The sequence below is a fragment of the Actinomadura physcomitrii genome (assembly GCF_008923205.2).
GTDB lineage: Bacteria > Actinomycetota > Actinomycetes > Streptosporangiales > Streptosporangiaceae > Spirillospora > Spirillospora physcomitrii.
Window position 1 is genome coordinate 73,923 of sequence record NZ_WBMS02000041.1, and the last position, 14,497, is coordinate 88,419.

At 69.6% G+C, this 14,497-nt stretch carries 9 protein-coding genes and 1 pseudogene; 8 read left to right on the top strand and 2 right to left on the bottom strand.

Annotation, left to right across the window (positions count from 1 at the left end; genetic code table 11):
- The first annotated feature begins 5 nt into the window (after positions 1–5).
- The 6 genes from F8568_RS36645 to F8568_RS36670 all read left to right on the top strand — a co-directional run bounded on the left by F8568_RS36645 (position 6) and on the right by F8568_RS36670 (position 10,986).
- On the top strand, positions 6–494 hold the full coding sequence (locus F8568_RS36645; RefSeq protein WP_151598222.1) for a hypothetical protein: 489 nt from the start codon (positions 6–8) through the stop codon (positions 492–494).
- Positions 491–1,558 (top strand): hypothetical protein, encoded by a 1,068-nt coding sequence (locus tag F8568_RS36650; RefSeq protein ID WP_151598223.1) that lies wholly within the window; start codon positions 491–493, stop codon positions 1,556–1,558. The genes F8568_RS36645 and F8568_RS36650 overlap by 4 nt, the downstream gene beginning before the upstream one ends.
- A 474-nt stretch (positions 1,559–2,032) precedes the next feature.
- Positions 2,033–5,500 (top strand): DNA-directed RNA polymerase subunit beta, encoded by a 3,468-nt coding sequence (gene rpoB / locus F8568_RS36655; RefSeq protein WP_151598224.1) that lies wholly within the window; start codon positions 2,033–2,035, stop codon positions 5,498–5,500.
- Between the two features lie 20 nt (positions 5,501–5,520).
- Complete coding sequence (locus F8568_RS36660) at positions 5,521–9,393, top strand: DNA-directed RNA polymerase subunit beta' (protein ID WP_151598225.1); 3,873 nt, start codon at positions 5,521–5,523, stop codon at positions 9,391–9,393.
- Between the two features lie 204 nt (positions 9,394–9,597).
- Complete coding sequence (locus F8568_RS36665; protein WP_151598226.1) at positions 9,598–10,623, top strand: DNA polymerase IV; 1,026 nt, start codon at positions 9,598–9,600, stop codon at positions 10,621–10,623.
- Between the two features lie 120 nt (positions 10,624–10,743).
- Positions 10,744–10,986 (top strand): hypothetical protein, encoded by a 243-nt coding sequence (locus F8568_RS36670; protein WP_151598227.1) that lies wholly within the window; start codon positions 10,744–10,746, stop codon positions 10,984–10,986.
- A 78-nt stretch (positions 10,987–11,064) separates the two neighbouring features.
- On the opposite strand, the gene F8568_RS47210 is transcribed toward F8568_RS36670, so the two are convergent.
- The gene (locus tag F8568_RS47210) at positions 11,065–12,270 is read right to left on the bottom strand and encodes a CU044_5270 family protein (protein ID WP_151598228.1); all 1,206 of its coding nucleotides are present in this window, start codon (positions 12,268–12,270) and stop codon (positions 11,065–11,067) included.
- Complete coding sequence (locus F8568_RS36675; protein ID WP_151598229.1) at positions 12,263–12,838, bottom strand: RNA polymerase sigma factor; 576 nt, start codon at positions 12,836–12,838, stop codon at positions 12,263–12,265. Before F8568_RS36675 ends, F8568_RS47210 begins: the two co-directional genes overlap by 8 nt.
- A gap of 150 nt (positions 12,839–12,988) precedes the next feature.
- Between F8568_RS36675 and F8568_RS36680 the strand changes: the two are divergent.
- A pseudogene (locus F8568_RS36680) lies at positions 12,989–13,549 on the top strand (aldo/keto reductase); the annotation flags it as partial.
- 643 nt (positions 13,550–14,192) lie between these two features.
- The gene (locus F8568_RS36685; RefSeq protein ID WP_151598230.1) at positions 14,193–14,378 is read left to right on the top strand and encodes a hypothetical protein; all 186 of its coding nucleotides are present in this window, start codon (positions 14,193–14,195) and stop codon (positions 14,376–14,378) included.
- Positions 14,379–14,497: the final 119 nt, after the last annotated feature.

Below are 14,497 nucleotides of genomic sequence, written 5' to 3' on the forward strand. Positions count from 1 at the left end.
GGCCGATGAGACGCCTCTCGCCGCAGATCGCCACGCTCGTCCTCGGCGTGCTCGCCGCCGCCCTCGCCGTATTCACCGGCGTCTACTCCGTCCGCGTGTACCACGGCGAGGACGCCGCCGACCAGCGCGCCAAGGCGACGCAGTCGGCCCGCCAGATGGGCGTCAACCTGATGACGATCAGCGCCTCGTCGGCGCAGAAGGACCTCGACCGGATCGTCGCGGGCACCACCGGCAACCTGAAGAACAAGCTGTCCTCGCAGTCCAAGACGCTGCTCGGCACGCTGAGCCAGACGCAGGCGAAGTCGACCGTCAGCCAGGTCGAGGCGGGGGTCGTGTCCATGGACGGCGACTCCGCCGAGGTGATGGTCTCCCTCAACGGGACCGTCACCAACCCCAAGGTGAAGGACGGTGCCCCGCGCGCCTACCGGTACCTGATGGAACTCAGCCGGGTCGGTGACCGCTGGCTCGTTTCCGATCTGGAGGTGGTCCCGTGACCATGCTCGGCCGGGGCAAGCGCTCCGCACCGGAGAAGGGCAAGGGCCCCCGCAAGGACGGCGCCGCCGGCAAGAACGGCGCGTCGGGCAAGGGCGGCGGGGAGGGCCGCACCCGCACGGCCGCCGAGCAGGCCGCCAAGGCCGAGGAGGCCGCTGAGGCGGCGCGCCTCGCCGAGGAGGCGGCCGAGCGCGCCCGCGAGGCCGCGCGGCTGGCGCAGATCGCCGCCGACGCGGCGGCCGCCGCCGACGACGCGGAGGACACCATCGACGACGCGGAGGGCGTCGAGGACGCCGACGAGGCTCCCGCGAAGGCGCAGAGCGCCGTCAAAACGGCTGTGAAGCCCCGTCGCACCAAGAAGGCTCCCGAAGTCGCCCCTGAGGATGACGAGCCCTCAGTGGACGACTCAGCGCCCACTGAGGCATCCGCCGACGTCGACGAGGTCGAGACGGGCGTGAAGCCCGCGACCGAGGACGACACCGACGAGGACTCCAAGGCGGAGGCCGACGACGAAGACGACGAAGACGACGAGGACGACGAGGACGAGGACGACGAGGACGACGAGCCCCGCCGCCGCTTCGGCACCGGCGGGTTCGCCCTCCTCGCCGTGCTGGTCGTCCTGGTCCTGGCGTTCGGCACCGCGTCGACGCTGCTGTTCCTCAAGCAGCAGAAGCAGAGCGCCACCGACGACGCCCGCAAGAACGGCCTGTGGGCCGCGTCCAAGGCCGCCCAGGAGCTGTCGTCCTACGACTACCGGACGATCGACACCGACACGAAGGCCGCCGCCGCGATGACGACGGGCAAGCTGCACGACGACTACGTCAAGCAGATCCCGTCCTTCAAGGCGCAGGCGACCGCGCAGCAGCTCGTCGGGACGACCACGGTGATGAAGACGGGCGCGATCAGCGCGACCCCCGACAAGGTCGTGGCGCTGGTCTACGCCGACCGCTCGTCCGCCACCAAGAACGACAAGACGCAGCAGCTCCCGGAGTCGCTGCGGCTGAAGATGACCATGGTCAAGGTCCACGGCAAGTGGCTGGCCGAGAGGGTCGACGTCATCTCCTGACGGCACGGCGTCCGCCGGCGGCCCCGCCGGCACCTGAACGGAGCGAACGGAGCGAACGGAGCCTCGGGCGGCCCCCCAGCGCCGGGTGGCCGCCCCCGTGGGTGCCCGGGGGTGCGGCGGGCGGGGCCCGAGGGCGCGCCGGTGCCCGAGGTGCCGGTGCTTCGCGACGGGCTGCGCAGGCCCCTAAACTATGGCCTTCCTCACTGCAGGTCAGAGCCCGAAAAGTCCAAGTCCGCTCTTGACTGCGCGGCCCTGAGGGGCGATGCTCCATGGCAACGTGATGCATACTGCGGCGCTAGAGTTGCGAGCGGTGTACCAGTCGGCTACACTGCCCCTTTGCGCTGCCCTCTGACTATCCACGTGTGAGAGCACTCCCGAGCGGGTCCGTTTTGGACCCTAACGCACGGGTCTTGGACGTGGATCGTCTGGCGTGCGTGTCGTCAGTTACGCCGCGAGCCCTCGGAAGGACCACTCTTGGCAGCCTCGCGCAACGCCTCGAATACCGCAACCGGTCCGAACCGCGTCTCCTTCGCGCGCATCAAGGAGCCGCTCGAAGTCCCGGACCTCCTTGCTCTGCAGACCAACTCCGTTGACTGGCTGCTGGGCAATGAGAGGTGGAAGGCCCGGGTCGAGGCGGCCCAGAAGGCCGGAAGTAAGAGCGTCCCGACCCAGTCGGGGCTGGAGGAGATCTTCGAAGAGATCAGTCCGATCGAGGACTTCTCCGGGACCATGTCCCTGTCGTTCCGCGACCACCGGTTCGAGCCGCCCAAGTACTCCGTCGAGGAGTGCAAGGACAAGGACATGACCTACTCCGCCCCGCTGTTCGTCACGGCGGAGTTCATCAACAACACCACCGGTGAGATCAAGAGCCAGACGGTCTTCATGGGCGACTTCCCGCTCATGACCCCGAAGGGCACCTTCATCATCAACGGCACCGAGCGCGTCGTGGTCTCGCAGCTGACCCGCTCGCCCGGCGTGTACTTCGACCGCGCCCTCGACAAGGCGTCCGACAAGGACATCTACGGCTGCCGGGTCATCCCGAGCCGCGGCGCCTGGCTCGAGTTCGAGATCGACAAGCGCGACAACGTCGGCGTGCGCATCGACCGCAAGCGCAAGCAGCCGGTCACCGTGCTGCTCAAGGCCCTCGGCTGGGATGAGGCCCGCATCCGCGAGCACTTCGGCGCCTACGAGTCGATCAACGTCACCCTGGAGAAGGACCACACCTCCGGCCAGGACGACGCGCTCCTCGACATCTACCGCAAGCTGCGGCCGGGCGAGCCGCCGACCCGCGAGTCGGCGCAGACCCTGCTGGAGAACCTGTACTTCAACCCCAAGCGGTACGACGTCGCCAAGGTCGGCCGCTACAAGATCAACAAGAAGCTCGGCCTCGACCTGGACATGCGCCAGGGCACCCTGACCGAGGACGACATCGTCGCCACGATCGAGTACCTCGTCCGGCTGCACGCCGGCGAGGAGGAGGCCACCCTCGGGGCCGTCGCCGTGCCGATCGAGGTCGACGACATCGACCACTTCGGCAACCGGCGCCTGCGCACGGTCGGCGAGCTCATCCAGAACCAGGTCCGGCTGGGCCTGGCCCGCATGGAGCGCGTCGTCCGCGAGCGGATGACCACCCAGGACGTCGAGGCGATCACGCCGCAGACGCTGATCAACATCCGGCCGGTCGTCGCCTCCATCAAGGAGTTCTTCGGCACCAGCCAGCTGTCGCAGTTCATGGACCAGACCAACCCGCTGGCCGGGCTGACGCACAAGCGCCGCCTGAACGCCCTCGGCCCCGGCGGCCTGTCCCGCGAGCGCGCCGGCATGGAGGTCCGCGACGTCCACCCGTCGCACTACGGCCGCATGTGCCCGATCGAGACGCCGGAAGGCCCGAACATCGGCCTGATCGGCTCGCTCGCCGCGTTCGGCCGGGTCAACCCGTTCGGGTTCGTCGAGACCCCGTACCGCAAGGTCGAGGAAGGCCGGGTCACCGAGCAGATCGACTACCTGACCGCCGACGAGGAGGACCGCTTCGTCATCGCGCAGGCCAACTCCCTGCTCAACGAGGACAACACCTTCCAGGACGAGCGCGTCCTGGTCCGCCGCAAGGGCGGCGAGATCGAGCTCGTCCCGGCCCGCGAGGTCCAGTACATGGACGTCTCGGCCCGACAGATGACCTCGGTCGCGACCGCGATGATCCCGTTCCTGGAGCACGACGACGCCAACCGCGCGCTGATGGGCTCCAACATGCAGCGCCAGTCCGTCCCGCTGCTGCGCAGCGAGGCGCCGCTGGTCGGCACCGGCATGGAGTACCGCGCGGCGACTGACGCCGGCGACGTGATCACGGCAGAGAAGGCCGGCGTCGTCGAGGAGGTCTCGGCCGACTACGTGACCGTCATGAACGACGACGGCACCCGCACGACCTACCGCGTGTCCAAGTTCAAGCGCTCCAACCAGGGCACCTGCTTCAACCAGAAGCCGATCGTGGACGAGGGCCAGCGGGTCGAGTTCGGGCAGGTCATCGCCGACGGCCCGTGCACCGACAACGGCGAGATGGCGCTCGGTAAGAACCTGCTCGTGGCGTTCATGCCGTGGGAGGGCCACAACTACGAGGACGCGATCATCCTCAGCCAGCGGCTGGTGCAGGACGACGTCCTCTCCTCGATCCACATCGAGGAGCACGAGGTCGACGCCCGCGACACCAAGCTCGGCCCCGAGGAGATCACCCGGGACATCCCGAACGTCTCCGAGGAGGTCCTGGCCGACCTCGACGAGCGCGGCATCATCCGCATCGGCGCGGACGTCGTCCCCGGCGACATCCTGGTCGGCAAGGTCACGCCGAAGGGCGAGACGGAGCTGACCCCCGAGGAGCGGCTGCTGCGCGCGATCTTCGGCGAGAAGGCCCGCGAGGTCCGCGACACCTCGCTGAAGGTGCCGCACGGTGAAGAGGGCAAGGTCATCGGCGTCCGGGTGTTCTCCCGCGACGAGGGCGACGAGCTCCCGCCCGGCGTGAACGAGCTGGTCCGGGTGTACGTGGCGCAGAAGCGCAAGATCACCGACGGCGACAAGCTGGCCGGCCGGCACGGCAACAAGGGCGTCATCTCCAAGATCCTCCCGGTCGAGGACATGCCGTTCCTGGAGGACGGGACGCCGGTCGACATCGTGCTCAACCCGCTGGGCGTGCCCGGCCGGATGAACGTCGGCCAGGTGCTGGAGACCCACCTCGGCTGGGTCGCCTCCCGCGGCTGGAAGGTCGAGGGCGACGACGCCGAGTGGAAGCGGGCGCTCAAGGAGATCGGCGCGGACGAGGCTCCGCCGTGGACGAACACCGCGACGCCGGTGTTCGACGGCGCGCGCGAGACCGACGTCACCGGGCTGATCGAGAGCACGCTGCCCAACCGCGACGGCAACCGGATGGTGGGCCCCGGCGGCAAGGCGAGGCTGTTCGACGGCCGCACCGGCGAGCCCTACAAGGACGCGCTGTCGGTCGGCTACATCTACATCCTCAAGCTGCTCCACCTGGTCGACGACAAGATCCACGCCCGCTCGACCGGCCCCTACTCCATGATCACCCAGCAGCCGCTCGGCGGTAAGGCCCAGTTCGGCGGCCAGCGCTTCGGTGAGATGGAGGTGTGGGCGCTGGAGGCGTACGGCGCCGCCTACGCCCTCCAGGAGCTGCTGACCATCAAGTCCGACGACGTGCTCGGCCGCGTGAAGGTGTACGAGGCCATCGTCAAGGGCGAGAACATCCCCGAGCCCGGCATTCCCGAGTCCTTCAAGGTGCTCATCAAGGAGATGCAGTCGCTCTGCCTCAACGTCGAGGTGCTCTCCAGCGACGGCATGTCCATCGAGATGCGCGACACCGACGAGGACGTCTTCCGCGCCGCGGAGGAGCTCGGCATCGACCTGTCCCGGCGCGAGCCGAGCAGTGTCGAAGAGGTCTGATCAACTCAAGGGGAAAACAGTTGCTTGACGTCAACTTCTTCGACGAGCTTCGCATCGGCCTGGCGACCGCCGACGACATCCGCCAGTGGTCCCACGGCGAGGTGAAGAAGCCGGAGACGATCAACTACCGGACCCTCAAGCCGGAGAAGGACGGGCTCTTCTGCGAGAAGATCTTCGGCCCGACCCGGGACTGGGAGTGCTACTGCGGCAAGTACAAGCGCGTCCGGTTCAAGGGCATCATCTGCGAGCGCTGCGGCGTCGAGGTGACCCGCGCCAAGGTGCGCCGTGAGCGGATGGGCCACATCGAGCTGGCCGCGCCCGTCACGCACATCTGGTACTTCAAGGGCGTCCCGTCGCGCCTCGGCTACCTGCTGGACCTGGCCCCGAAGGATCTCGAGAAGATCATCTACTTCGCGGCCTACATGATCACCAGCGTGGACGCCGAGCGCCGCGACCGCGACCTGCCGACGCTGGAGGCCCACATCTCCGTGGAGCGCCAGCAGATCGAGCAGGCCCGCGACGCGCAGGTCGAGGCCCGCCAGCAGAAGCTGGAGGGCGACCTGGCGGAGCTGGAGGAGGCCGGCGCGAAGGCCGACCAGAAGCGCAAGGTGCGCGACGGCGCCGAGCGGGAGATGAAGCAGCTGCGCGACCGCGCGCAGCGCGAGCTCGACCGCCTCGACGAGGTGTGGAGCCGGTTCAAGAACCTCAAGGTCCAGGACCTGGAGGGCGACGAGCTGCTCTACCGCGAGATGCGCGACCGGTTCGGCAAGTACTTCGAGGGCGGCATGGGCGCCGCGGCCATCCAGGCGCGGCTGCAGAACTTCGACCTCGACGCCGAGGCCGAGAAGCTGCGCGACATCATCCGCACCGGCAAGGGCCAGAAGAAGGCCCGCGCCCTCAAGCGGCTGAAGGTCGTCTCGGCGTTCCTCAACACCCGCAACAGCCCGCTCGGCATGGTGCTGGACTGCATCCCGGTGATCCCGCCGGACCTGCGTCCGATGGTGCAGCTGGACGGCGGCCGCTTCGCGACCTCCGACCTGAACGACCTGTACCGCCGGGTCATCAACCGCAACAACCGGCTCAAGCGCCTGCTCGACCTCGGCGCGCCCGAGATCATCGTCAACAACGAGAAGCGGATGCTGCAGGAGGCCGTCGACGCGCTGTTCGACAACGGCCGCCGCGGCCGCCCGGTCACCGGGCCCGGCAACCGTCCGCTGAAGTCGCTGTCCGACATGCTCAAGGGCAAGCAGGGCCGGTTCCGGCAGAACCTGCTGGGCAAGCGCGTCGACTACTCCGGCCGCTCGGTCATCGTCGTCGGCCCGCAGCTGAAGCTGCACCAGTGCGGCCTGCCCAAGCAGATGGCGCTGGAGCTGTTCAAGCCGTTCGTGATGAAGCGGCTGGTCGACCTCAACCACGCGCAGAACATCAAGTCCGCCAAGCGGATGGTCGAGCGCGCGCGCCCGGTCGTGTGGGACGTGCTGGAAGAGGTCATCACCGAGCACCCGGTGCTGCTGAACCGGGCGCCGACCCTGCACCGCCTCGGCATCCAGGCGTTCGAGCCGCAGCTGGTCGAGGGCAAGGCGATCCAGATCCACCCGCTCGTCTGCACCGCGTTCAACGCGGACTTCGACGGCGACCAGATGGCGGTGCACCTGCCGCTGTCCGCCGAGGCGCAGGCCGAGGCGCGGATCCTGATGCTGTCGACCAACAACATCCTGAAGCCGTCGGACGGCAAGCCCGTCACCATGCCCACCCAGGACATGGTCATCGGCCTGTACTGGCTGACGACGCAGAAGGACGGCGCCGACGGCGAGGGCCGCGCGTTCGGCTCGATCGCCGAGGCGATCATGGCCTACGACCGGCACGAGCTGGACCTGCAGGCCAAGATCCAGATCCGGCTGAAGGACGTCCCGCCGCCGCGCGGCTGGCAGGCGCCCGAGGGCTACGAGCCCGGCCAGCCGTACCGGCTGGAGACCACGCTCGGCCGCGCGCTGTTCAACGAGGCGCTGCCGGACGACTTCCCGTTCGTCGACGACGAGATCGGCAAGAAGCAGCTGTCGGCGATCGTGAACGAGCTGGCCGAGACCTACCCGAAGGTCGCGGTGGCGGGCGCGCTGGACGCGCTGAAGAGCACCGGGTTCCACTGGGCCACCCGGTCCGGTGTGACCATCTCCATCGACGACGTCGTCACGCCGCCCAACAAGCAGGACATCCTGAGCGGCTACGAGGCGCGCGCGGAGAAGGTGCAGCGCGAGTTCAACCGCGGTCTGATCACCGACGACGAGCGCAAGCAGGAGCTCATCGAGATCTGGAACAAGGCCACCGCGGACGTCGCGGTGGACATGGAGAAGGCGTTCCCGAAGGCCAACCCGATCTGGATGATGATCCAGTCGGGCGCCCGCGGCAACCCGCTCCAGCTGCGCCAGATCGCCGGCATGCGCGGCCTGGTCTCCAACCCCAAGGGCGAGACCATCCCGCGGCCGATCAAGTCGTCCTTCCGCGAGGGGCTGTCGGTCGTCGAGTACTTCATCTCGACGCACGGCGCCCGGAAGGGCCTCGCGGACACCGCGCTGCGCACCGCCGACTCGGGTTACCTGACCCGGCGCCTGGTGGACGTCGCGCAGGACGTCATCGTCCGCGAGGTGGACTGCGGCACCGACCGGACGATCCCGTTCGAGGTCGCCGAGAAGCTGCCGGACGGCACGCTGGTCAAGCTGGCCACCTCGGAGACCGCGCTGATCGGCCGCACGATCGCCGAGGACGTCGAGGTCGACGGGACGGTCATCTTCCCGGCCGACACCGACCTGTCCGACGCGGTGGTGACCCGGCTGGTCGAGGCGGGCGTGGAGTCGGTGCGGACCCGCAGCGCCCTCGTCTGCGAGGCGAAGATCGGTGTCTGCGCCGCCTGCTACGGCCGCTCGCTGGCGACCGGCAAGCGGGTGGACGTCGGCGAGGCCGTCGGCATCATCGCCGCGCAGTCCATCGGTGAGCCCGGCACGCAGCTGACCATGCGGACGTTCCACACCGGCGGCGTCGCCGGCGGTGACATCACGCACGGTCTGCCCCGCGTCCAGGAGCTGTTCGAGGCCCGCATCCCCAAGGGCGTGGCCCCGATCAGCGAGGTCGCCGGCCGGATCAAGATCGACGAGACGGAGAAGACCCGCAAGGTCGTCGTCGTCCCCGACGACGGCTCCGACGAGATCGGCTACCAGGTGCCCATGCGGTCCCGGCTGCTGGTCAAGGAGGGCGAGCACGTCGACGTCGGCCAGCAGCTCATCGCGGGCGCGATCAACCCGCACGAGGTGCTGCGCATCCTCGGCCCCCGCGCGGTGCAGCTGCACCTGGTGCAGGAGGTCCAGGAGGTCTACCGGTCGCAGGGCGTGTCGATCCACGACAAGCACATCGAGATCATCGTCCGCCAGATGCTGAAGCGGGTGAACATCCTCGAGTCGGGCGACACCGAGCTGCTCCCGGGCGACCTGGTGGAGCGTCCGATCTTCGAGGAGACGAACCGGAACGTCGTGGCCGAGGGCGGTACGCCCGCCGCCGGCCGCCCCGTCCTGATGGGCATCACCAAGGCCTCGCTCGCGACCGAGTCGTGGCTGTCGGCGGCGTCCTTCCAGGAGACGACCCGGGTGCTGACCGAGGCCGCGATGCACGCCAAGAGCGACCCGCTGCTCGGCCTCAAGGAGAACGTCATCATCGGCAAGCTCATCCCGGCCGGTACCGGCATGCCGCAGTACCGCAACGTCCGGGTCGAGCCGACCGAGGAGGCGAAGGCGGCGGTGTACTCCGTCGGCTCCTACGACGACGGCGCCGAGTACGCCTTCGGGCAGGGCTCCGGCGAGGCCGTGCCGCTGGAGGAGTACGACTTCGGCCAGTACAACCGCTGACGTCCGTCCCGGGACGCCGCACCCGCGGCGTCCCGGCCCGCGGACGCCCGCTCCGCAGAGGCCCCTCCCGTTCCGGGAGGGGCCTCTGCGCGCGCGCCCGCTCCCGGCGGCGGTGCGGCCGCACGGCTGCGAGCAGCGCCGACACGGCCCGGCGGCTCCCCATGTGGTGCGGCGTGGGACGAAAGCGCGAGTGACAATGGACGTGTGGCTCGGTGGGTCCTGCATGTGGATCTGGACCAGTTCATCGCCGCCGTCGAAGTGCTGCGCCATCCGGAACTGCGCGGGCGCCCGGTCGTCGTCGGCGGTGACGGCGATCCGACGAAGCGCGGTGTGGTCAGCACGGCGTCCTACGAGGCGCGCGCCCACGGCGTGCACTCGGGGCTGCCGTTGCGGACGGCGGCGCGCCGGTGCCCGGACGCCGTCTTCCTCCCCGTGGACAGGGAACGCTACGAAGCCGTCTCGCGCCGGGTGATGGAGGCGCTGCGGGGTCTCGGCGCCGTCGTCGAGGTGCTCGGCTGGGACGAGGCGTTCCTCGCGGTGGACGGCGACGACCCCGAAGCGGTGGCCCGCGAGATCCAGGACCGGGTCAGGGCGGCGACGAAGCTCGAATGCTCGGTGGGCATCGGGGAGAACAAGCTGCAGGCGAAGCTGGCGACCGGCTTCGGGAAGCCGGCCGGGGTCTTCCGGATCACCCACGAGACCTGGTTCGGCGTGCTGGGCGACCGTCCGGTCGACGCGCTCTGGGGGATCGGGGCCAAGACCGCGAAGCGGCTGAGGGGGCTCGGCATCGCCACTGTCGCCGGACTCGCGGCGGCCGATCCCGCCGCGCTGGCCGCGGAGATGGGACCGACGATCGGCCCCTGGCTCGTCCTGCTCGCCCGGGGGCTCGACGACTCTGCGGTGAGCGACGCGCCGCACGTCCCGCGCTCCCGCGGCCAGGAGACGACGTACCAGCAGGACCTGGACGATTGGGGGCATGTGCGCCGCGAAGTCTCCCGCCTGGCGCGGAAGGTCGCCGACGAGGTCGCGGGCGATGGGCGGGAGGTCGCCCGCGTCGTGGTGAAGGTCCGGTATGCGCCGTTCATTACCCAGACCCACGGCCGGACGCTGGAGCCGCCGGCGACCGGACGGGCGGAGATCGAGCGGGCCGCCCTCGCCGCGCTCGACGGCTTCACCGGACGCCGCCCGGTCCGGCTCCTGGGCGTCCGCGCCGAGTTCGTCCGCGCTTGACCGGCCGCTATATCGGCTTTTTACCTGTTTGTCGGGTTTTGTGGTGTGGGGCACGGGGAGGTACGCCGTCGTTGCCTGATACATGCGACTGCCTGATACATGCGACGGGGGAGAAGGCATATGAAGAAGGCCATGATCGGGACGCTGATCGCCGCGGTCGTCGGGATCGCCGGAGTGGGCAGCGCCTCCGCGGCCCAGCCGTCCCATGACCAGAACGCGCGCCAGGACTGCCGCACCTACTCCAGCGTCACCAGGTGCGGCCAGGTCCAGCTCAACGACAAGCAGCGCGCGTGCGTGGCCTCGGCGGTCCAGCAGGGCATGACCGAGCGCCGCGCCACGGTGGAGTGCTCCGCCTTCGCCTGAGCCGTCGCGGAGGCGGCACTCCCGCCGCCCTCCCGGCACCCTGAAGGGCCCGTCCAGCAGGACGGGCCCTTCAGGCGGTCAGCGAGGGGGGTTCGCGTTGGTCCACTCGGCGGTCTCGAACGCCTGGTAGGAGACCAGGTCGCCCGGACGGTTGAACCGGTCCGGCATGTCCCGCGCCTTCAGCGAGCGCGGCTTGCCGTCGTCCCCGGGAGGCAACGGCCTGCTCCCCTTGGGCGGGGTCGCCGTGAGGTCGCGGATGGCCAGCAGGGACCCGTTCGCCGGGTCGATGATGAACTGGCGCCGGTAGGTGCCGAGCTGCTTGGGTGCGGTGTACATGCCGAGCGGCGCCGTCGTCTTCAGCGGCAGCGACACCACCGTCCCGGGGCGGCCGAGCGGGTCGGTCCCCGGGCCCTCGGCCCTGACGCCGGGCTGGGCCGCGAGCATCCGGAACACCGCCGCGCGCACCCTGGGCGGCGCCGGCGCGGTGGACAGCAGACCACCGGCGACGTCGGTCAGAGCGCGGATCCGCTCCTGCCCCGGCAGGGCGCGGATCGGCTCCTCCTTCTCGCCGTCCTCGGACACGGCGTGCCAGTGGCCCTTGAGGCCCAGCAGGACGTCCTCCAGCGCCTTCGGCCGCGTGGGCAGCGCGGCGATCTCACCGGCCGTCATGCCGTAGAACTTCTCGGTGTACGGCGGGAAGGGCGACCGTCCGCCGTAGCGGTTCGCGACGTCCAGATGGACCTCGCCGCCTCCTCCCTCGGGGTTCGGGACGCCGACCCATCCCGGCGAGCCCGCCGCCTGCCACTTCTGCTTGTCCTGAGGGGTCAGGGGCACGTCGGCCATATCGATGTGGGACCCGCGCCTGAGGCCGTTCCCGTCGGTCCACACCTCGGTCGCCTGCCTCGAATCGATCTTGTAATGGTTCGCGGTGCTCTCGCCGACCGCGTAGACCTCGCCCATGACGGTCTTGGTGTGCCAGTACGTCCCGGACGGCGCCTTCTGCGCGTTGGCCGCCGCGACCAGCAGCGCGTTGCCGGGCGTGATCGTCCGCTCCCCGCCCCGGGTGGGCGAGCGGCCGTCGCCCGGCCGCAGGGCGATGGCGCCGACCGTCCCGGCGGCGACGGCCGTGGCGGTCGCCGCCGCCAGCAGCGGCACCCTGAACCCGCGCCGGCGGCGTTCCCGGACGGCGTCGTTCCGCCAGTCCACACGAAGGGCGAGGCGCTCCGGGCGCTCCTGCTCGGCCAGCGCGGTCCGCATCCGCCGCAGGGCGTCGATCTCATTCATGCGTCGTCTCCTCGGGAAGGACCTTGCGGAGCTTCTTCCGGGCCCGGTGGATCTTGGCCTTGACGGTGCCGAGCGGCAGGTCGAGCGTGGACGCGATCTCGGCGTAGGACATCTCGCCCCACGCCAGCAGCAGGACGGCGTCGCGTTCCTGCGCGTTCAGCGAGGCGAGCGCCTTCGCCAGCGCGGGCCCGAGCGCGGCGGCCGCCGCGCGGTCGCCCGCCGCCTCGGCGACACCGTCCTCGGCGGGGTCGGCGCCGGTCCGGGCGAACGCCCGGTACATGCGCGTCTCCTGCCGGTGGTGCCTGGCGATCAGGTTGGCGGCGATGCCCCACAGCCACGCGCCGAACTCGCGGCCGCCGTCGAACCTCGCCCGCTGCCGGAACGCGGTCGCGAACGCCTCCGACACGACGTCGTCGGCGAGGGACGACCCGAGCCGCCGCTTGACGTAGGCGTGCAGCCGCGGCGCGTGCCGGCGGAACAGCTCGCCGAACGCCTCCGGGGTGCGCAGCGACGCCGCCACGATCTCGGCGTCGTCCAGCTCGCCGGGGGCCTGGCTCACCATCGCCATGGGCGTCTCTTCATGGTGGGTCTCCGTGACTCTGGGGGACTGACACCCTCCTCTATCCCGAAGCCCGAATTTCGGTTGCGCCCGCGCGGGTTTGGTGGTCGTCCGCGCGGCGGTGCACCGTGGAGGGGCGCTGACCGAGAGGAGACGACGATGGAACAGGTGCGGCTCGGGACGACCGGCACGAAGGTGTCGCGGATCTGCCTCGGCATGATGAGCTACGGCGACCCCGCGCAGCGCCCGTGGGCGCTGGACGAGGAGGCCGCGGAGCCGATCGTCCGCAGAGCGGTCGAGGCCGGTGTGACGTTCTTCGACACAGCGGACATGTACTCGCGCGGTGTGAGCGAGATCATCACCGGCCATCTGCTGGCGAAGCTGTTCTCGCGCAGGGAGGACTACGTCCTCGCCACCAAGGTGTGCCTTCCCGTGGGGGACGGGCCCAACGACAGGGGCCTGTCCCGCAAGCACATCATGGCGGCGATCGACGACTCGCTACGGCGGCTGGGCACCGACTACGTGGACCTTTACCAGATCCACCGCTGGGACTATGACACGCCCATCGAGGAGACCATGGAGGCCCTCCACGATGTGGTGCGCGCGGGCAAGGCGCGGTACATAGGCGCGTCCAGCATGTTCGCGTGGCAGTTCGCCAAGGCGCAGCACGTGGCCGAGAAGCACGGCTGGACAAAGTTCGTCACCATGCAGAACCACTACAAATAGTACTTCACTTCATGCAGGTAAAGCCCGAGATTCGTCGTGACCACGAAGAGTGAGCCTCCGCCTGGACGATCAACCTCGCTGCACCCCCGACCGCCCCTCGCTGGGGCGTTTTTCTTTGTGTGGTCTGCATCACATTTTTCACTTGTCCAGCCAGTCATCAGCAGTCATCAGCAGACGCCACCGGACGCCACCGGTCACTCACGGACAACCCCTCACAGCGCGGAAAGCCCTATGGGCGCGGACTTGTGGAGGTTTGGTTGTCGTCGCGTCGTGGCACTCTTGATCACGGAGTCGCGCGAGCGTCTTCGTGACGGGCAAGTGGCATGCCGGGTCGGCTCCGGCACCGAGGTCCCCGTGAGGTGACCTCACACCAAACAGGCAGCCGTACGACATCGCACCTACGCACAGGCAGCAGCCAGCCGGATGGGCCCCGGCACCGGGAACAGGCGCCCAGGCGGGAAGGCGTTCCTGCTGATAAAGAGCCTCACAAACGGATAGCCCTTACAACTTCTCTCAGATACGCCACTCGCCGAGAAGCATCTGACCAACGGGTTGGCGTCAGCATGCCCGCCGTCAGGTGCTTCGGGTCCCGGAGTACACCGCGCGCTCCTTCCGCCGAGAGAAGGAGCGACCAGGGTTGGAACCCAGTCCGGAAGCCATCGCATGGGGCAGGCGCCAGGCCGAGCGCTCCCCGCGCTGGACGGATGCCAAGTGGCGACAGGTGGGGACGATCTTCGGGGTTGCGCTGTCTCCCGAAGGCTTCCCCGCCGAGCGGGACCAAGCCGACGACCAGGACGACCAGACCATGCGGGACGCGGCATGAGTAGCCCTGTGTCAAGCAGCAGTGGGTTGATCTTGTTTGAGGAGGGTCTGGAGGGCTCGGTGTTGGGCGGGGTCGTAGGGGACGCGGTCCTGCCAGCAGTGCCAGATCACGAACAGCCA

Bases quoted from the DNA above. Each gene is read 5' to 3' on its own strand.
- F8568_RS36645 (WP_151598222.1), top strand. From the start codon at position 6: ATGAGACGCCTCTCGCCGCAGATCGCCACGCTCGTCCTCGGCGTGCTC.
- F8568_RS36670 (WP_151598227.1), top strand. From the start codon at position 10,744: ATGAAGAAGGCCATGATCGGGACGCTGATCGCCGCGGTCGTCGGGATC.
- F8568_RS47210 (WP_151598228.1), bottom strand. From the start codon at position 12,270: ATGAATGAGATCGACGCCCTGCGGCGGATGCGGACCGCGCTGGCCGAG.
- F8568_RS36675 (WP_151598229.1), bottom strand. From the start codon at position 12,838: ATGGCGATGGTGAGCCAGGCCCCCGGCGAGCTGGACGACGCCGAGATC.